This window comes from Cryobacterium sp. Hh11 (assembly GCF_004404045.1).
GTDB lineage: Bacteria > Actinomycetota > Actinomycetes > Actinomycetales > Microbacteriaceae > Cryobacterium > Cryobacterium levicorallinum.
The window spans coordinates 13,346-30,980 of sequence record NZ_SOHF01000020.1 but is presented as its reverse complement, the minus strand read 5'-3'; the positions used below and the strand labels follow the sequence as shown (position 1 = coordinate 30,980).

The window sequence follows — 17,635 nt, the reverse complement described above, 5'->3', positions numbered from 1 at the left end:
CATCCGCTTGTCGGATAACTCAGCCGATGAGCAGCTCGACCGGGCCGCGCACGAAGTAGAGCACGAAGCCGACGGCGACGACCCAGAGCAGCGGGCTGATCTCACGCGCCTTGCCGGACAGGCTGCGCACGAGCACCCAGCTGATGAAGCCGGCGCCGATGCCGTTGGCGATCGAGTAGGTCAGCGGCATCACGATGATGGTGAGGAAGATCGGCAGGGTGCTGGAGAATTCGGTGAAGTCGAGGTGCCGAATCTGCGACACCATGAGCGCTCCGACGATGACGAGGGCGGCTGCGGCCACCTCGAGTGGCACGATCTGGGTCAGCGGCGTGAAGAACATGGCGGCCAGAAAGAGGATGCCGGTGATCACGTTGGCGACGCCGGTGCGGGCTCCCTCGCCGATGCCGGCACCGGACTCGATGAACACGGTGTTCGAGGAGGCGCTCGACGCACCGCCGGCGACGGCCCCGATACCCTCGACGATCAGGGCGGATTTCAGCCGCGGAAACTTGCCGTCCTTGTCGGCGAGGCCGGCTTCACTGGCCAGGCCGGTCATGGTGCCCATGGCGTCGAAGAAGTTCGTGAAGACCAGGGTGAAGACCAGCATCACGGCGGCGAGCATGCCGATGCGTTCGAACGCGCCGAAGGAGACCTCGCCGATCAGGCCGAGGTCGGGCACGGCGACGACGCTCGTCGGCAGCACCGGGGCGTTGAGGTTCCAGCCGGCCGGGTTCGTACCGAACGAAGGTCCGACCTTGAAGATGGCTTCCAGAATGACGGCGACGATGGTGGTCGCGACGATGCCGATCAGCAGGGCGGCCTTGACCTTACGGGCCAGCAGCACGCCCATGATGATCAGTCCGATCACGAACACCGCGGTCGGCAGGGTGGCGATCGAGCCGGCATCGCCGAGCTGCACCGGCGGCGAGTTGGCGCCGCTGGCGCGCACGAAACCGGAGTCGACCAGTCCGATGAACGCGATAAACAGGCCGATACCGACCGTGATGGCGATTTTCAGAGGGCGCGGGATGGCGTTGAAGATGAGTTCACGCAGGCCGGTGGAGGCGAGCAGCACGATAATGAGGCCGTTGATGACGACGAGGCCCATCGCTTCGGCCCAGGTGACCTGGCCGACGACGCTCACGGCGAGGAAGGAGTTGATGCCGAGGCCGGCAGCGAAGCCGTAGGGCAGGCGGGCAATGACGCCGAACAGGATGGTCATGACGCCGGCGGTCAGCGCGGTGACGGCGGCGACCTGCTCGTTGGGCAGCCAGCCACCCTCGACGTCGACGGCGGCCTGGTCGGCGCTGAACCCGCCGAGAATCAGTGGGTTCAGAATGACGATGTAGGCCATCGTGACGAAGGTGACGACTCCCCCGCGGAATTCGCGGGACCAGGTGGAGCCGCGGCTGGTGATCTCAAAATAGGAGTCGACGCGGGCCTTGAGGCTGCGCGATGCCGGCTGCGGCGAGGCAGCTTGAGTGGGTGATTCAGTGCTGCTAATGGTGTGCTCCCGGTGCCGTGGCTCTAACGCAAGGTTCCAGTCTAAGACCGGGCCGCCGCTGGCTTAGACGTGCGGCACAAACCGACCCCAGGCCACACGTCGTTCCCGATGAGGGTCGGATTCGATCGTGTCGTCCCGATCGATAATGAGCGTCTCTCTGGCACCCTCTTCATACCGCGGCCACTCGGACGATGGCACCCCGTCGAGCACGAAGCCGAGCCACCAGCCCTGCATTCTGGTTCCAATGTCCTGAAAGGCGCGGCGCCCACCGAGGGCCGTCATGCCGCGGCCGAACCAGCCATCGAGGCGGTCGAACAACGGAAACAGTTCGAGGCCGTGCGTGGCGTCGAGGCCCATCAGCCGCAGCAGGCGGGGAGCAGCATCGAAGCGGTAGAAGTACACCGGCGCATACCGGGAATGCCGCTCGGCGACCTTCACACTCGGATACCAGAAGGAGTAGTCACCCCCAAAATCGAGCGCGGCCCGCAACGCCGGAATGCCCGGATACTGTGCCTTGAGCGCCTTCTTCGCCTTCTTCTTGGTCTTCTTGAAGATCGTGCGGATGCGCGCCGGCGTGGTGGCGAGAATGTCAATGCGACCGCTGAACAGCGAACCCTCCCGCGCATTGGTGCCGATGATCAACGGGATGCGCGCGGCCCGGCCGTCGCGAAAGGCATCGAGCGGCCGCTCCGGCAGAAAATCGCCGTCGATGACCGGGCAGAGCGGAATCGTGCCCGGATCCTGGTCCGGCGTACGCACGGTCAGCGCGGTGGTCGCGGCGGCGAGCACGTCTGGGTCAACGGTGAGCAGCAGGCTGGCCGCTTGTTCGTCGCTGTAATCCGCGGGGCCGTGCGCCAGGCTGTCCACGAATTCGCCGGCCCAGCGCGCGGTGAGCTCACTCGGGTAGACCGCGTTCGGCGGAGCGCTCTGCGCGATGGCCCGGTGGAACAAGCTGGCCGCGCTCGGCACCGTCATCAACGTGGTGACGGCATTGCCGCCGGCCGACTCGCCGAACAGGGTGACGGCATCCGGGTCCCCGCCGAACGCGCGGATGTTGTCCCGCACCCACCGCAGGGCTGCGACCTGGTCGCGCAGCCCCAAATTGCTCTCAAACGGATGCTCCGGCGTGGCAAACCGGGAAAAGTCCAGATACCCGAGGGCGCCCAGTCGGTAGTTGAGGCTGACGTAGACGATACCGCCGCGGCGTACCAGTCCCTCTCCCTGGCGCGGAACCTCGCGGCTGGATCCGACGCTGTAGGCCCCGCCGTGGATGAACACCATGACCGGTCGGAGTTGCGCGCCGGCGCGCATCCGCTGATCGGGGGCGATCACATTGAGATTGAGGCAGTCTTCGCCCTGCGGAATGCGCGGGTGGGCGCCGCGAAACTGGCCCTTGTGGCTTTGCGGGGCGATCAGGCCCCACTGGCTCGCGTCGCGCACGCCGGTCCAGGCCGAGGCTGACCGCGGGGCGCGAAAGCGCAGATCGCCCACCGGAGCCGCCGCGTAGGGAATGCCGCGCCAGGCGAGCACGCCGCGTTCACGCACGCCGCGGAGCAGTCCGGTGGCCACTCGCACCTCGAGACCCTGATTGGTGGTCTGATCAGCGAGCTGGCTCATGGGCTCGAGTCTATTGCTGCGCAGGCTACGCTCAAACCTGATCACGGAACAGAAGAAACGAGAACGACATGGCACTGCCCTGGACCCTGCACGGTGACGGAAAAACGGTTGGCGCACAGGAGGTCGTCGGCCCGGGCGAACGACTGAGCTGGCCGTTGACCATCGGAATCGGCTCGCAGCACGTCGTCGCCATGTTCGGCGCAACCTTTCTGGTGCCGCTGCTCACCGACTTTCCGCCCAGCACGACTTTGCTGTTCTCCGGTATTGGAACCCTGCTGTTTCTGCTGATCACCGGCAATAAACTGCCGAGTTATCTCGGCTCATCGTTCGCGTTCATCGCGCCGATCACCGCGGCAACGGCCTCGGCCGGCATGGGCAGCGCCCTGTTCGGAATTTTGGTCGTCGGAGCGCTGCTCGCGCTCGTCGGGGTGATCGTGCAGCTCACCGGCACCGGCTGGATCGACCGGCTGATGCCGCCGATCGTGTCGGGCGCCATCGTCGCCCTGATCGGGTTCAACCTGGCCCCGGTCGCCAAAGCCAACTTCGACAAGGCACCGCTCACCGCGCTGATCACCCTCGTCGCGGTCATTTTGTGCACGGTGCTGCTTCGCGGCATCCTGGGTCGGCTGTCGATCTTTCTCGGCGTGATCGTCGGCTACGTCGCGGCCGTCTTCTTCGGCGAGGTCGACTTCAGCCGGGTCGCCGAGGCCGCCTGGATCGGCCTGCCGCCGTTCACCGCCCCGGCCAACCCGTTCGAGAACCCGGCCGCCGTGTTCGGGGTGCTTCCCGCCTTCCTGCCGGTCGTGCTCGTACTCATCGCCGAGAACGTCGGCCACATCAAGGGTGTGGCCCAAATGACGGATGCGAAGGTGAACCGGCTCACCGGGCGCGCCCTGCTCGCCGACGGGCTGGCAACCATGCTCGCCGGCTTCGGCGGCGGCAGCGGCACCACGACCTACGGCGAGAACATCGGCGTGATGGCGGCGACGCGCATTTATTCCACGGCGGCCTATTGGGTCGCCGGAATCGTCGCGATCCTGCTCGGCCTCTCCCCCAAGGTCGGTGCGATCATCTTCACGATTCCCGACGGGGTGCTCGGCGGCGTCACCACCGCGCTGTACGGGCTGATCGGCGTCATCGGCGTGAAGATCTGGCTCGACAACAAGGTCGACTTCTCCAAGCCGGTCAACCAGTTCACGGCGGCGACAGCGCTCATTATCGGCATCGCCGACTTCACGCTGAACGCCGGCACCCTCAGCTTCAACGGCATCGCGCTCGGCACGGTCGCGGCCATCGTGATCTACCACCTGATGACCTGGCTAGCGCGGGTGCGCGGAACCGCCTAGCTCGCACGTGCAGGGTTAGACGTGCAGGACGGGCACGATCAGGTAGACGCCGTAGAGCACGGCGGCCGCGCACAGGGTGAAGCAGACGTAGCCGGCGTAGAGGGCCAACCGCTTCTGGGCATCCGACAGCGGGTTCGCCGCGGCAGCCTTGCGCGCTCGCTTGACCTGCTTCGCGGCCTTTTTGGGGCTCAGCACGGTAATCGCGCCGGTGAACTCGTACGGCTCGACCAGGGGGATGCGTCCGGCCGTGGTGAGCAGGCGCAGACCGAGCGAGTAGAGGCTCACCACCAGTGCCGCCGAGACGAGCGACGCAGTGGAGACGATGAGGAAAGCCGCCCAGTCGATCACAGCGACACCTTCCTGCGGTCGGAACGAGTCGGGCGACGCGGCGTTTTCCTGATCCTGACCACCCGGCCGGCATCATCGATGTCGTTGAGCAGAGTGTGGTGAGTGACCCGATTGCGCCGAGACCAGCGGAACAGGGCCATGATCACGATGGTGCCAATCACCATGTCCAGCACGATGCCGATCGGGCCGAGCAAGGCCAGCCCGGCCGCGAAAGCACCCATAATGGCCGAGGCCGGCAACGTCATAGCCCAGCCGAGCGCGATGCGTCCGGCCATGCCCCAGCGGATCGTCGAGCCACGGCGGCCGAGCCCGGAGCCGATCACCGAACCGGAGGCGACCTGGGTGGTGGAGAGTGCGAAGCCGAGGTGGCTCGAGGCCAGGATGGTCGCGGCGGTGCTGGCCTCGGCGGCAAAGCCCTGCGCTGGCTTGATCTCGGTCAATCCGGTACCCATGGTTCGGATGATGCGCCAGCCGCCGGTGTAGGTGCCGATCGCGATCGCCAGCGCGCAGGCAGCGATCACCCAGAACGTTGGCCCGCTGCCGACGGCCTGAAACCCACCGGCGATCAGGGTCAGGGTAATCACGCCCATCGTCTTCTGCGCATCATTGGTGCCGTGGGCCAGGGCTACGAGCGAGGAGGAGAAGATTTGCGCGTAGCGAAAGCCGCCGCGCCCGTCGGGCTGACCCACGTCCCGGCGAGTGATCGTATAGGCGAGGCGGGTGGCGACGAGGGCGATGACGCCGGCGATCACGGGCGCGATCAGGGCGGGCAGAATAACCTTCGCGGCGACAACGTTGTAGTCGATGGCCTGGGTGCCGACACCGATGATGGCGGCGCCGATGAGACCGCCGAACAGGGCATGGCTGGAGCTCGACGGCAGCCCCATTAGCCAGGTGACCAGGTTCCAGACAATTGCGCCGATCAGACCGGCGAAGATCAGCTCGGGGGTGATCAGCACCCCGCCGTCGCCCTCCTTGATGATGCCGCCCGAGATTGTGCGGGCGACCTCGGTCGACAAGAATGCCCCGACCAGGTTGAGAATCGCAGCGACACCGACGGCGACCTTGGGTTTCATGGCGCCGGTCGCGATCGGGGTGGCCATGGCGTTCGCCGTGTCGTGAAAGCCGTTGGTGAAGTCGAAGATGAGGGCCAGGGCGATGACCAGCACGATAATGAGGCTGAAATCAGGCACGGGACACCACGCTCTCCAGGTCGGCGCCGAAGGTGAAGGTGGCGCGTACGGACACACCATTGAGAACACCGGGCAGCCAATGGCGGGCGTCGTCCCACATCTCATCGACCGGCAGGGTCGCCACGTCGAACCAGAGGGGGTTCAGCTCGTTGGATTCCCGCGGTGTTCCCGACCACTGGTCGCAGACGAAGACGGTCGACTCCTGGCTCCACTCCTCGCGGTGGGGAAACAGGTAGGTGAGCAGCCCCAGTTCGGTAAGAGCGGATGCCGCCACCACGAGAGACGACTCCTCCTCGATTTCGCGCACCGCAGCATCCACCGCGGTTTCGCCGCTTTCGAGCTTGCCACCCAGCCCGACGATGTTTCCCATGCCGAGGCCTTTCTTCTTGCGCCCCAGCAGGACCTGTCGGTTGCCTTCGGGAGATAGTCGAGTGAGATAGCACACGCATACCTGGGGCAAAGTCATTGCCTCATCTTAATGCTTGTTGAACAGAAGGCACGTGGAGCTGGTTGGGAGGCAGCTCGGATAAGCTCCGAACATGGACTTTTTACCAGCTACCGGAACCATCACCATGTTCACGACCGACTGGTGTGGTTACTGCAAACGATTGAAGAAACAGCTCGACAGCGTCGGAATCGGCTACACCGAGGTGAATATCGAACGGGTTGACGGCACGTCGGAGCTCGTCATGAGCCTCAACAACGGCAACCAAACCGTGCCGACGATTTTGTACCCCGACGGCTCAGCAGCGACGAATCCGTCGCTGGCACAGGTTCAGGCCAAACTCGCCTGACCTGACCTGACCTGACCTGACCTGACCTGACCTGACCAGGCCTGCCCGCCCTGCGCGAGCCCGCGCGGCTAACCGAACAGTACGGCGGCCTCGTCGTAGCGGGCCGGTGAGACGCGCTTGAGACCGATGGTGGCGGCGGCGATGCTCACGACGACGATCTCGGTGCCGCGCAGTGACACCATCGAGCCCCACTGCGAATTGTGGATCGCGTCGACGGCGGCCATGCCGAGTCGGGTGGCGAGCACGCGGTCGTATGCCGAGGGGGCGCCGCCGCGCTGGGTGTGACCGAGCACGGTCGCTCGGCTCTCGATGCCGGTACGTTCTTCGATCAGCGGCGCGATGACCTCACTGATTCCGCCGAGGCGGGGACGGCTGAAGGCGTCCAGCCCCTTGGTGGAGTGCGCCTCCTCCATTCCGGAGAGCAGGAAGCCCTCGGAGACCACGATGACGGGGGCCCGGCCGCGGTCGCGCACGTGCTCGACCCAGTTGCAAATCTGTTCGATCGACTTCGGCTGTTCTGGGATGAGGATGGCGTGGGCGCCGCCGGCCATGCCGGAGTGCAGGGCGATCCACCCGACGTGGCGTCCCATCACCTCGACCACCATGCAGCGGCCGTGGGATTCGGCGGTGGTGCGCAGCCGGTCGATGGCTTCGGTGGCGATTTCGACGGCCGTGTTGAAGCCGAAGGAATAGTCGGTGGCTTCGAGGTCGTTGTCGATGGTCTTGGGCACGCCGACGATATTGAGGCCGGCCTCGGTCAGGCGATGCGCGGCGGTGAGCGTGCCCTCTCCACCGATGGCGATCACGGCGTCGATGCCGTTCTCATCGAGCGTGCGCTGGATGTTCTCCGGTCCGCCGTTCTCACCCTCGAACGGGTTCGTACGGGAACTACCCAAAATGGTGCCGCCCTGGCGAGAGAGCCCGCGAACGCTGTGCCGGTCGAGCGGCATGAATTCGCTCTGCACCAGGCCGCGCCACCCGTTGCGAATTCCGACGAACTCGAAATCGTGCGTGCGCACGCCCTTGAGCACAGCGCCGCGAATGACCGCGTTGAGTCCGGGGCAGTCGCCGCCGCTGGTAAGGATGCCGATCTTCATTGCTGGCCGATCTTGGTAGCTGGGCGAATCCGGTCGATTGATCATGACGCAACGCGCGCCACCAATCAATGTCAGAACAAGCGCATCAACGATGCACGCTTGACAATCATGCTGCCTGACCGGGCATGGCTCAAATCGCATCCGGCCCGGTCAGTCGCGCAGGGCCTTATAGTTTTCCGTCGAGGGCCTGGGTGAGCAGGTAGATCAGAGCACTCTCCTGCACCGAATCGGCCGCGGCGTACTCTTCCTGCGAACCATCCAGTGCCCGAGCCGCCAGGCCCTGCTTGCTTCCGATCAAGTCGGCAATGCGGGCGTCGATGGTGTGCGCGGCGATAATGCGCCAAGCGGTGACCGGCTCATCCTGCCCGATGCGGTGCACCCGGTCGATGGCCTGGGTCTGCTCGGCTGCGGTCCAGCTCAGCTCGGCCAGCACAACGTTCGACGCGGCCTGGAGGTTGACGCCGACGCCGGCCGCGGTGAGGGAACAGACCGCGATCGCAACGTCGGGGTCGTTGTTGAAGGAGTCGATCGCTGCCTGCCGGGCAAGCGCGCTCTGGTCGCCGCGCAGCGACACCGTTTTCAGGTCACGCTTGGCGAAGATCTCCTCAGCGGTGTCCATGACATCGATGTGCTTGGCGAAGAACACGACCTTACCGACCGACCGGGCCAGCTGGGCCGCGTAGTCGGCTGCGAGACCAGCTTTGGCCTGACCGATTTTGCGCACCATCGTGAATACGTTTTCACCAGTGCTCTGGCCCTTGGAATCTTCGAGTTCGGCGTGCGCGACGGCGCGAATGTAAGCATTCCGCTGGTCCTCATCGGGAACGGCCGGGCCGCCAGAGCCGGTGTGCCGCGCCGCGACGAGTGCGCGGTACCGGATGACCAGCCGGGCACCGAGTTCCCGTTCGGACTGACGGATGGAGCGGCCGAGGTCGTCATCGAGCTCGACCGGGAGGTCGGCGATGCGCTTGGCCGGCAGGTCGGCGGCGACGTCGATCTTGCGGCGACGCACAATGCCCATGTCGATCACGGCGGCGCGAGCTTCCTTGTAAAAACCCATGTCGGCGGGCGTGAGGCCCGTCTCTTCCAGGCGTTTCAGCAGTGCGGGGGCCGGCTTGTCGCCGTCGATCCAGCCGAGGAACTGCCAGATGGCCCGAAAGTCGTCGACGTCGTTGATCAGGGGCGTTCCGGTCAGGGCCATCAGCAGCGGGTTGCCGCCCGGGGTACGGCGGCGAATCTGGTCGGCCAGCGAGAGTACGTGCTTGGAGCGCTGGGAGGCGAGGTTCTTAATAAAGTGGGCCTCGTCGACGACCATGCCCTTGAAGCCGAGGGTGCCCAGCCAGGCCAGGTGCCGGTCGAGCACGTCGTAGTTGACGACGACCACATCGGCGAAGGCGTCCAGGCTGTCACCATCGCCGTGGATGACGGTGGCACGCCGGTTCGGCGTCCACATTTCCACTTCACGGGCCCAGTTCATTTTGACGACGTTGGGCACGATGGCCAGCAGCGGGTAGGCGTTGGCAACGGATGCTGCCAGCAGGCTCTGCGCCGTCTTGCCGAGGCCCGGCTCATCGGCGAGCAGATAGCTGCGGTGGCCCAGACGAGCGCTCTCGATGAACCGGGCCTGGTGCCGCATGAGCTCCATACCGTTCGGCGACAGTCGGTCAAGCCTGGGGGCTTCCGGCATGTCCATGCTGGCGGCCTGGCCGCCCGAACCGTACTCGAACGATTTGAACAGGGGACCGAGCAGTTCCCAATTGGCCAGCCGGCGCGGGTGCACGATCGGCTGGGCTGCTGCACTGAAGTCGGGGGCGAGGAACGGGTTGGCCAGCTGCCGGGCCTTGACCGACTGCGGGACGACCTGGTTCTGCAGCACGACCGGTTTGGCTTCGGGTTCGCGGGTGATGATGAGTTCGTCCGGACTCAGTTCGGCACCGGATTCAAGCAGCCAGTCCCGGCGAAAACGCTGCGCGACGGTGGAGACGCCGGCATCGGGTTCGAGCAGGGTGATCAGGCTGGTATCGCGAGCCGCGGTCTTGGCCAGAATCTGGGCAATGCCGTCGAGGCGTTTGAGCAGCTCGGCCCGATTGGCGTCGGAGAGCTCCTTATCGCCCTTGACCCTGGCGCGTTCCTCGCGCATGAGCAGGGCAATGACCTGATACTTGGTGCGGTTGGTCGGCCCGAGCTTGGTACCGGACTGCGCCTTCGCCTCGACCTCGCGCACCTTGCGGGCGAGAATCGGGATGATCGGCGCGTCGTCGTCACGCGAACGCGGGTGGGCCCGATTGCGGGTGACACCGCCGCGGCCGAGGTTGTTCCGGCTGCCCGAGGCATCGGTGCGGGTATAAGCCATTGTTCTCCACTCAAAAGCAGCACGGTACGGGTACCGGCTGTATCCGTCCACGCGAGCCGGTCACGGCATCCAGGTGTTGCCGGAACGCTGCAGCCCGCCAATCGTTCTGATGAGTTCTCAGGAACAAACGATTCACGAAACACAGCACGGGTCGCGATCTTCACACAAAACTCGCGGTCAAGCGGATGCTGTCGCAGCGGTGGTGCCGTCGAATCACGCGCCTCTACAGGTACTGATTCAACGAGTACGGCCATCGCCAGCGAGCGCACAGTAGAGACCTGACCCGGTTCTCTCAACGCGCTAGTAGTCTACGCCCCCGTTCAATTCTTGCGAACCGGCACCTTGGTGCGCAGGCCGACGGCGATGAAAATGATCGCGGCGATGAACTGGGCCGAGACCCAGCCCTGACCGCTGAGGTCGAGAATCACGACAGGGTTCCACAGAATCGCCATCGGCGCGAGGCCGATCAGCCAGTACCAGGACCGCGCCTGCAGCACGAAGACGCAGATAATGAGCGCGAGGATGCTGACGGCGTAGCGGATGATGATGAAGCTCTCGCTGTCCAGCAGGGCTAGGCCGGCGAGCAGGGCGATCGCCCCCAGCAGACCCGGTGCGAGGGCAGAGCGGGTGAAGGTCGGTTCGACTGGCGTGCCCATCAGACGCCCCCGCCGCCGCCGGAGAACCCGCCGCCACGGCCGCCCGCGGTCGACGAGCTGGTGGCACTGCCCGACCACGACGCGGCAGAGGACGCCGAGAAGCTGCTGATAGCACCGGCGAACAGCTCGGCCTGGAACATTCCCGTTCCCAGATACCAGTCGGGCTGGGTGCCGCTCTCCCCGTAATACCCGCCCAGTACCTTCGACCTTTCCTTCTCCTGGCCGAACAGTATGGCCAGCGGCAGTCCGCGCTCGTAGAGTTTCACGATCTGAACGGAGGGGGCATCCGCTGTGGTGGTTCTGGTCAGATCGGGACGACCGTTCTCCGGTTGGTAGACCGATCGCACGGCCCCCTCCGGACTCTGCAGAACACGAAGTCGATCGGCTTCGGCAAGACCTATATACAACTTGACGCCTTTCAAATAGTCACGCAGTTCAGCGCCGCTGTCGGTGAGCGGTCGCAGATTTCCGGCACAAACGAAGGTGACCACCGCGGTGGTGATGCCCAGCACGATGAACAGCAGCGGCCAGAAACCGCCCACGACGGTGATGACGGCCCCGAGACTCGCCAGTCCGGCGGCCAGGGCGCTCACGCTGGCCAGCAGGAACAGCCACACCCGCAGCCCATCGTTTTGCTTTTTCCTGACGCCCAGCCGCAGCGATTCGGCGCGGGTCGCCAGCCGTTCCTTCTGCAGGGCCTTACTGAGCGAAACGCTCTTCTTCTTCAGGTCGCGCTGCTCGCCGGGCCGCAAGCCGGGAAAAAGTTTGCTGAGAATGCGGCTTTCGGTCTCATCGACGCCGTCGGCGTGCACGAATTCCAGCAGAAAGTGATTCTTTTTGTCGTCGGCATCGAGAATGCGCACGTTACCGCGCACGGCGAAGCTGATGCATTGTGCGGCCATCGCCTTAGCGCCGGCACCGACGACCATCCCGCCGAGGGTCAGGACACGTGCGGGGCGAACCGATCGAAGCATGAGTCCACTCTACCGAGCCGTACTGAGCCGCCCGCAGCGCGGGTCAGTCCCGAACAGTTCAGGCGTGCTGAATCGGAATCGACGTCGTCGACGGCGGTCGCTCGAACAGCATCTCCAGCCCCGGCCGCAACTCGGCCAGCCACGCGGCATAGCCGGCCTCGTTCAGGTGCAGCCGGTCGATGCCGAAGGTCGGGTCGAGTTCACCGTCTGGCAGGGCCAGGGCCGGCCACAGGTCGAGATATTGCACGTGCTGGGTGGGGGCGTACTGCCAGACGTGCCGGTTGATCGAGCGGATGGTGCCGGCGAAGTCCCGGTCGCGCGGCAGCACCGATTGCACCATGATGCGGGTCTCCGGCAGGGCACGGCGCAGCGTGTGCAGGATGGTTTCGAGGTTGCGCACGACATATTCGTCGGATTTGCGCCAGCCGAGATCGTTGGTGCCGACCCCGATCACAATGGCGTCGGGCCGCAACTCAATCACCTGATCAAGCTGTGAAATAATCTCATCGGTGGTATTACCGCTGGCAGCGAGATTGTGCACCACGTACTCGGGAAACCACTCTTCCCACTGACCATTCGCGGTGAGGCCGTCGCCCAGAAAGGCGAGTGAAACTGTCATAGTAGGCCTCCTATCTGTTACCCATCATGCCCCGAACCGGGCCGAGTCGCCAGAATTCCCAGAGTATACGCACGATTTATCGACACATCTACCCGCCGGATCAGTCGTGGTGGGAGCGAGAAACCACCGCCAGGGAAAGCCGCTCCTAGGCCTCCTCTTGCGCCACGCGTTCGGCCGCGGCCGTCGCCGTGATGCGGGTCGCCATGCCCTCGAAGATGATGCCGTGGAACGGGAAGATCGACGCCCAGTACAACCGTCCACCGAGCCCGCGGGGAAAGAAGACCGCGCGCTGGCGGTAGAGCGAGCCGCCGGCATCCGTTGGTATGACGCTCATTTCGAGCCAGGCCCGACCTGGTAAGCGCATTTCGGCGCGCAACCGCAGAAAGCTGCCGTGGTCGATCTGCTCCACCCGCCAGAAATCGAGCACCTCGCCGGTTTGCAGGTGGTCGGGATTGCGGCGGCCGCGGCGCAGGCCCACACCGCCGACGGCCTTGTCCATCAGGCCGCGCACGGCCCAGGCCAGCGGGAAGGAATACCAGCCGTTCTCACCTCCGATGCTTTCGATGACTCGCCAGAGCGCTGCCGGATCGGCCGGGGTGGTTTTCTCCCGCAGGTCGGTGTAAACGGCGTGGCCGGCCCAGTTCGGGTCGCTCGGCAGCGGGTTACTGGAAGCGCCCTCGATCGAGGAGTTGCGCCAGCTGGTCTCCACGTCTCCGTCACGCATGCGGCCCAGCGCGAGGCGCACGGCCCGCCGGTAGCCGGTGAGGCCGCCGTCCGGCTGCGGAATGTACTGATCGATGTCGCTCTCGTGCACGACGCAGTCATACTGCAGCGACGCGATGATGGGAATGGCAAGGTTGCGCGGAATCGGTGTGACCAGGTTCACCCATTGTGAGGCCAGCCACGGGGTGAGCACCGGCAGGGCGATAATCGCCCGATGTTTGAGGCCGGCCTCGAGGGCGTAGCCGTTCATCATCTGGTCGTAGCGCAGCACGTCGGGGCCGCCGATGTCGAAGGTACGGTTCACCTCACTGGGCAGATCAGCCGCCGCCTGCAGGTAGTAGAGCACATCGCGCACGGCGATCGGCTGGATACGGTTACGCACCCACTTGGGCGCCGGCATGCAGGGAAGCACGTCGGTGAGGTGACGGATCATCTCGAACGAGGTCGAGCCGGAGCCGATAACGACGCCGGCCTGGAAGGCCGTGGTCGGTACACCGCTGTCGAGCAGGATGCGGCCGACCTCCATGCGGGAGCGCAGATGGGCCGAGAGCGTCTGTGTGTCTGGATGCAACCCGCCAAGGTAGACGATGCGCGACACCTGCGCTGCAGCGGCGGCCTTGGCAACGTTTTCGGCTGCGATGTGCTCAGTCTTCTCGAAATCACCGGCCGCACCCATCGAGTGCACGAGGTAGTAGAACACGTCAATATCGGCGCAGGCGGACTGCACCGATTTGGCGTCGCCGAGGTCGCCCTGCACGATTTCCACCTGGTCAGACCAGGGCACATCACGCAGCTTCGACGGGGTGCGCACGAGCACGCGCACCGTGAAGCCGGCTTCGAGGAGTTTGGGTACGAGGCGTCCGCCGATGTAACCGGTCGCACCGGTGACAAGTGCTCTGCGTGAGGTCATGAGGCGGAGTTTATCCCGTCCACGTGACCCCCCGCTGAGTGCCCCGGAACCGAATCAGAGAATAGCTTTGGTGTGCCAGACCGTCTTCAGCTCGGTGAAGGCAAGGATGCGGGACAACGCCGGTGCTGCGGCATCCGCTCCCGTCTCGGGCGGGAGCACCCGCTTGAGCGTGTCGGCGGCGCTGATCTGCAGCTCGACCCAATCCAGGTCGCCGGCTCCGACGAGGTCGAGGGCGTTGACATCGGCGTGGCTGGCCAGCCAGGGCGCGATCTCAGCTGGCGAACCGGTCACGATGTTGACCACTCCACCAGGCACATCACTCGTGGCGAGCACCTCGCCGAGGCTGATCGCAGACAGCGGCGCAGTCTCGTTGGCGACGACGACGACGGTGTTCCCAGCGACGAGGGCCGGGGCGATAGCGCTGACCAGTCCGAGGAGCGATTCGGTGCCCTGCGGCGCGATGATCGCCACGACGCCGGTGGGTTCGGGCACCGAGAGGTTGAAGAACGGGCCGGAGACCGGGTTGGCGTTGCCGGCAACCTGCACGTACTTGTCGGCCCAGCCGGCGTACCAGACCCAGCGGTCGATGGCTTCGTCGACCTGGGCGCTCGCCACTGCGGCATTGACGCCCTCGCTGCTCATGATCTCGTCGATGAACTGGGCCCGACGGCCCTCGAGCAGTTCGGCGATGCGGTACAGCACCTGGCCGCGGTTGTAGGCCGTGGCGCCGGCCCAGCCGCCGAGGGCGCTGCGAGCGGCAACGACCGCGTCGCGGGCATCCTTGCGGCTGCCCTTCGCTGCGTTGGCCAGAAACTCGCCCTTGTGCGAGAGCACCTCATAGACGCGGCCAGATTCGCTGCGCGGAAACTTGCCGCCGATGTACAGCTTGTAGGTCTTGGGGATGGTGAGGCGGTTCACTTGGCGGCCTTCTTTGCAGATGCTGACTTCTTGCTGGCGGATGCGGTGGCGGGACTCTGCTGCACAACGGCGGCGGCGGACCGCGAGCCGGTGCGCACGGCGGGCTTGAGATAGGCAGCGAGGCCGTGGCGGCCGCCCTCACGGCCGTAGCCGCTCTCCTTGTAGCCGCCGAACGGGCTCGACGGATCGAACTGGTTGAAGGTGTTCGCCCAGATCACGCCGGCGCGTAGCTTGTCGGCGACGGCCAGGATGCGGCTGCCCTTGTCACTCCAAATTCCGGCGGAGAGACCGTACGGGGTGTTGTTCGCCTTGGCGATGGCCTCGGCCGGGGTGCGGAAGGTGAGCACCGAGAGCACCGGGCCGAAGATCTCGTCACGGGCGATGCGGTGACTGGTCGACACGTTGGTGAAGATGGTCGGCGCGAACCAGAAGCCGTTCTCGGGGATGACGCAGTCGGCGCTCCAGCGTTCGGCGCCCTCCTGCTGACCCAGCTCGGACAGTTCGCGAATGCGGGCGAGCTGCTCTGCACTGTTGATGGCGCCGATGTCGGTGTTCTTGTCGAGCGGGTCGCCCAGGCGCAGCGTTTGCATGCGGCGCTTGAGCCGGTCGATGACGTCGTCGTGGATGCTCTCCTGTACGAGCAGGCGACTGCCGGCGCAGCAGACATGGCCCTGGTTGAAGAAGATGCCGCGCACGATGCCCTCGACCGCCTGGTCGATCGGGGCGTCATCGAAGACGATGTTGGCGCCCTTCCCGCCGAGCTCGAGGCTGAGCTTCTTGTCGGTTCCGGCGACCGAACGGGCGATGGCCCGCCCGACCGAGGTCGACCCGGTGAAGGCGACCTTGTTGACGCCGGGGTGGTTGACCAGCGTCTGCCCGGTGCTGCCATCACCGGTGATGATGTTCACGACACCGGCGGGCAGGTCGGCCTGCTGCAGAATCTCGGCGAACAACAGCGCGGTCAGCGAGGTGGTTTCGGCGGGCTTGAGCACGACGGTGTTACCCGCGGCGAGGGCGGGGGCGATCTTCCAGGCGAGCATCATGAGCGGAAAGTTCCACGGGATGACCTGGGCGGCAACGCCGAGCGAGGCCGGGTTCGGGCCTACTCCGGCGTGATCGAGCTTGTCGGCCCAGCCGGCGTAGTAGAAGAACCAGGCGGCGACGAGGGGAATGTCGACGTCGCGGGTCTCTTTGATCGGCTTGCCGTTGTCGAGGGTTTCGGCGACGGCGAGTTCGCGGGCGCGTTCCTGCACCAGGCGGGCGATGCGAAACAGGTACTTGCCCCGGTCGCTGCCGGACAGGCGGGACCAGACCCCGTCGTAGGCGTGCCGGGCGGCCGAGACGGCGGCGTCGACATCCGCTTCGTTGGCGGTCGCGATCATGGCGATCTGCTGTTCGGTGGCCGGGTTGATGGTCTGAAACGGGGTGCCGCGGCCGGCCGTGAAGTCACCGTTGATGAACAGGCCATAGTCGGTTTTGAGGCCCAGCAGTGCCTGCGACTCGGGGGCCGGAGCGTAGTCAAGAAATTTCATGGTCGTTCCTAATCAATCGTCACGTAGTCGGGGCCGGAGTAGTGCCCGGTCGTCATCTTCTGGCGCTGCAACAGCACGTCGTTCAGCAGGCTCGAGGCACCGAAGCGGAACAGGTGCGGCACGAGCCACTCCTCCCCCACCGTTTCGGCGACGGTCACGAGGTACTTGATGGCGTCCTTCGAGGTGCGGATGCCGCCGGCCGGCTTCACGCCGATGCGCACGCCGGTGAGGCGGTGCCAGTCACGCACGACCTCGAGCATGGACAGCGTCACCGGCAGCGTTGCGGCCGGGGCGACCTTGCCGGTGGAGGTCTTTATGAAGTCGCCGCCGGCCAGAATGGCCAGCCAGGAGGCGCGGCGCACGTTGTCGTAGGTGTTCAGCTCGCCGGTCTCGAGGATCACCTTGAGGTGGGCCACCGATCCGTCGGCGCGGCGGCAGGCGTCTTTCACCGCGACGATCTCGTCGTAGACCTGGCCGAAGCGGCCGGCCAGAAAGGCGCCACGGTCGATGACCATGTCGATTTCGTCGGCGCCGGCGGCGACCGAGTCGCGCACATCGGCGAGTTTGATGGCGAGCGAGGCGCGGCCGCTGGGGAAAGCGGTGGCGACGGCGGCCACATGTACCCGCTGAACACCGGCTCTCTCGGTGCCGCCGGCGGCTCGGGCGGAGCCGAGCGCGGTGACGGCCGTGCCGACCATGTCGCCGTAGACGCAGACCGCGGCGACGCGCGGGCAGCCGGGGTCGCCCGGGTCGGGTACCAGCGCCTTGGCGACGAGTGAACGCACCTTGCCGGGGGTATCGGCGCCCTCGAGGGTGGTGAGGTCGATCAGTCCGATGATGGTGTCGATCGCCCAGCGCTTGGAGCTGGTCTTGATCGAGCGGGTGCCGAGGTCGGCGGCGCGGGCTTCGAGGCCGACGGCGTCGATTCCGGGGATGCCGTGCAGGTACCGGCGCAGGTTGGCGTCGGTGGCCTCCCCGCCGATCAACGCGGCGGCGCGCTGATCGGGTTGGTAGGTGGCCAAGGGGCTACTGGTCATGGGGTGTCCTTCTG

16 protein-coding genes are annotated in these 17,635 nt (G+C 65.7%); 2 read left to right on the top strand and 14 right to left on the bottom strand.

Annotated features, from left to right (window positions below; all coding sequences use genetic code 11):
• Positions 1-19: 19 nt before the first annotated feature.
• Both E3T46_RS09950 and E3T46_RS09945 read right to left on the bottom strand, forming a co-directional pair.
• On the bottom strand, positions 20-1,417 hold the full coding sequence (locus E3T46_RS09950; RefSeq protein WP_255411843.1) for an NCS2 family permease: 1,398 nt from the start codon (positions 1,415-1,417) through the stop codon (positions 20-22).
• A gap of 150 nt (positions 1,418-1,567) precedes the next feature.
• The gene (locus E3T46_RS09945; protein ID WP_134578441.1) at positions 1,568-3,121 is read right to left on the bottom strand and encodes a carboxylesterase/lipase family protein; all 1,554 of its coding nucleotides are present in this window, start codon (positions 3,119-3,121) and stop codon (positions 1,568-1,570) included.
• A gap of 68 nt (positions 3,122-3,189) precedes the next feature.
• On the opposite strand from E3T46_RS09945, the gene E3T46_RS09940 reads away from it, so the two are divergent.
• On the top strand, positions 3,190-4,467 hold the full coding sequence (locus E3T46_RS09940) for a solute carrier family 23 protein (protein ID WP_134578440.1): 1,278 nt from the start codon (positions 3,190-3,192) through the stop codon (positions 4,465-4,467).
• A 15-nt stretch (positions 4,468-4,482) separates the two neighbouring features.
• Here E3T46_RS09940 and E3T46_RS09935 read toward each other — a convergent pair whose 3' ends face one another.
• Genes E3T46_RS09935 through E3T46_RS09925 form a run of 3 tightly spaced genes read right to left on the bottom strand, consistent with a single transcriptional unit; the run spans position 4,483 to position 6,474 of the window.
• Entirely contained in the window at positions 4,483-4,815 is a 333-nt protein-coding gene (locus E3T46_RS09935; protein WP_092450010.1) for a peptidase, read from the bottom strand.
• Positions 4,812-6,008 (bottom strand): inorganic phosphate transporter, encoded by a 1,197-nt coding sequence (locus E3T46_RS09930; RefSeq protein WP_241980609.1) that lies wholly within the window; start codon positions 6,006-6,008, stop codon positions 4,812-4,814. The genes E3T46_RS09935 and E3T46_RS09930 overlap by 4 nt, the downstream gene beginning before the upstream one ends.
• Positions 6,001-6,474 carry an 8-oxo-dGTP diphosphatase gene (locus tag E3T46_RS09925; protein WP_134578438.1) on the bottom strand — a complete coding sequence of 158 codons (474 nt, stop codon included), beginning with the start codon at positions 6,472-6,474 and terminating at the stop codon, positions 6,001-6,003. The genes E3T46_RS09930 and E3T46_RS09925 overlap by 8 nt, the downstream gene beginning before the upstream one ends.
• A gap of 73 nt (positions 6,475-6,547) precedes the next feature.
• On the opposite strand from E3T46_RS09925, the gene E3T46_RS09920 reads away from it, so the two are divergent.
• On the top strand, positions 6,548-6,802 hold the full coding sequence (locus tag E3T46_RS09920) for a mycoredoxin (protein WP_092450016.1): 255 nt from the start codon (positions 6,548-6,550) through the stop codon (positions 6,800-6,802).
• 68 nt (positions 6,803-6,870) lie between these two features.
• On the opposite strand, the gene E3T46_RS09915 is transcribed toward E3T46_RS09920, so the two are convergent.
• The 9 genes from E3T46_RS09915 to deoC form a co-directional block, all read right to left on the bottom strand.
• On the bottom strand, positions 6,871-7,899 hold the full coding sequence (locus E3T46_RS09915) for a 6-phosphofructokinase (RefSeq protein ID WP_092450022.1): 1,029 nt from the start codon (positions 7,897-7,899) through the stop codon (positions 6,871-6,873).
• A 166-nt stretch (positions 7,900-8,065) separates the two neighbouring features.
• Positions 8,066-10,252: a DEAD/DEAH box helicase gene (locus E3T46_RS09910; protein WP_134578437.1), complete on the bottom strand. Its 2,187-nt coding sequence runs from the start codon at positions 10,250-10,252 to the stop codon at positions 8,066-8,068.
• 320 nt (positions 10,253-10,572) lie between these two features.
• A complete protein-coding gene (locus E3T46_RS09905) occupies positions 10,573-10,908 on the bottom strand; it encodes a DUF6804 family protein (RefSeq protein WP_241980608.1) in 336 nt (111 codons plus the stop codon).
• Positions 10,908-11,882, bottom strand: a complete 975-nt coding sequence (locus E3T46_RS09900) for a DUF2207 domain-containing protein (protein WP_134578436.1) — start codon at positions 11,880-11,882, stop codon at positions 10,908-10,910. The genes E3T46_RS09905 and E3T46_RS09900 overlap by 1 nt, the downstream gene beginning before the upstream one ends.
• Positions 11,883-11,940: 58 nt before the next feature.
• The gene (locus E3T46_RS09895) at positions 11,941-12,501 is read right to left on the bottom strand and encodes a GDSL-type esterase/lipase family protein (protein WP_134444363.1); all 561 of its coding nucleotides are present in this window, start codon (positions 12,499-12,501) and stop codon (positions 11,941-11,943) included.
• 145 nt (positions 12,502-12,646) lie between these two features.
• Entirely contained in the window at positions 12,647-14,134 is a 1,488-nt protein-coding gene (locus tag E3T46_RS09890; protein WP_134578435.1) for an SDR family oxidoreductase, read from the bottom strand.
• Between the two features lie 54 nt (positions 14,135-14,188).
• Positions 14,189-15,052 carry an aldehyde dehydrogenase family protein gene (locus E3T46_RS09885; RefSeq protein ID WP_134578434.1) on the bottom strand — a complete coding sequence of 288 codons (864 nt, stop codon included), beginning with the start codon at positions 15,050-15,052 and terminating at the stop codon, positions 14,189-14,191.
• The gene (locus E3T46_RS09880; protein WP_134578433.1) at positions 15,049-16,584 is read right to left on the bottom strand and encodes an aldehyde dehydrogenase family protein; all 1,536 of its coding nucleotides are present in this window, start codon (positions 16,582-16,584) and stop codon (positions 15,049-15,051) included. Before E3T46_RS09880 ends, E3T46_RS09885 begins: the two co-directional genes overlap by 4 nt.
• A gap of 8 nt (positions 16,585-16,592) precedes the next feature.
• Positions 16,593-17,621: a deoxyribose-phosphate aldolase gene (gene deoC / locus E3T46_RS09875; protein WP_134578432.1), complete on the bottom strand. Its 1,029-nt coding sequence runs from the start codon at positions 17,619-17,621 to the stop codon at positions 16,593-16,595.
• Positions 17,622-17,635: the final 14 nt, after the last annotated feature.

Excerpts from the sequence above, each read along its gene's own strand:
- E3T46_RS09945 (WP_134578441.1), bottom strand. The coding sequence starts at position 3,121 with ATGAGCCAGCTCGCTGATCAGACCACCAATCAGGGTCTCGAGGTGCGA.
- E3T46_RS09940 (WP_134578440.1), top strand. The coding sequence starts at position 3,190 with ATGGCACTGCCCTGGACCCTGCACGGTGACGGAAAAACGGTTGGCGCA.
- E3T46_RS09925 (WP_134578438.1), bottom strand. The coding sequence starts at position 6,474 with ATGACTTTGCCCCAGGTATGCGTGTGCTATCTCACTCGACTATCTCCC.
- E3T46_RS09920 (WP_092450016.1), top strand. The coding sequence starts at position 6,548 with ATGGACTTTTTACCAGCTACCGGAACCATCACCATGTTCACGACCGAC.
- E3T46_RS09915 (WP_092450022.1), bottom strand. The coding sequence starts at position 7,899 with ATGAAGATCGGCATCCTTACCAGCGGCGGCGACTGCCCCGGACTCAAC.
- E3T46_RS09910 (WP_134578437.1), bottom strand. The coding sequence starts at position 10,252 with ATGGCTTATACCCGCACCGATGCCTCGGGCAGCCGGAACAACCTCGGC.
- E3T46_RS09905 (WP_241980608.1), bottom strand. The coding sequence starts at position 10,908 with ATGGGCACGCCAGTCGAACCGACCTTCACCCGCTCTGCCCTCGCACCG.
- E3T46_RS09900 (WP_134578436.1), bottom strand. The coding sequence starts at position 11,882 with ATGCTTCGATCGGTTCGCCCCGCACGTGTCCTGACCCTCGGCGGGATG.
- E3T46_RS09895 (WP_134444363.1), bottom strand. The coding sequence starts at position 12,501 with ATGACAGTTTCACTCGCCTTTCTGGGCGACGGCCTCACCGCGAATGGT.
- E3T46_RS09890 (WP_134578435.1), bottom strand. The coding sequence starts at position 14,134 with ATGACCTCACGCAGAGCACTTGTCACCGGTGCGACCGGTTACATCGGC.
- E3T46_RS09880 (WP_134578433.1), bottom strand. The coding sequence starts at position 16,584 with ATGAAATTTCTTGACTACGCTCCGGCCCCCGAGTCGCAGGCACTGCTG.
- deoC (WP_134578432.1), bottom strand. The coding sequence starts at position 17,621 with ATGACCAGTAGCCCCTTGGCCACCTACCAACCCGATCAGCGCGCCGCC.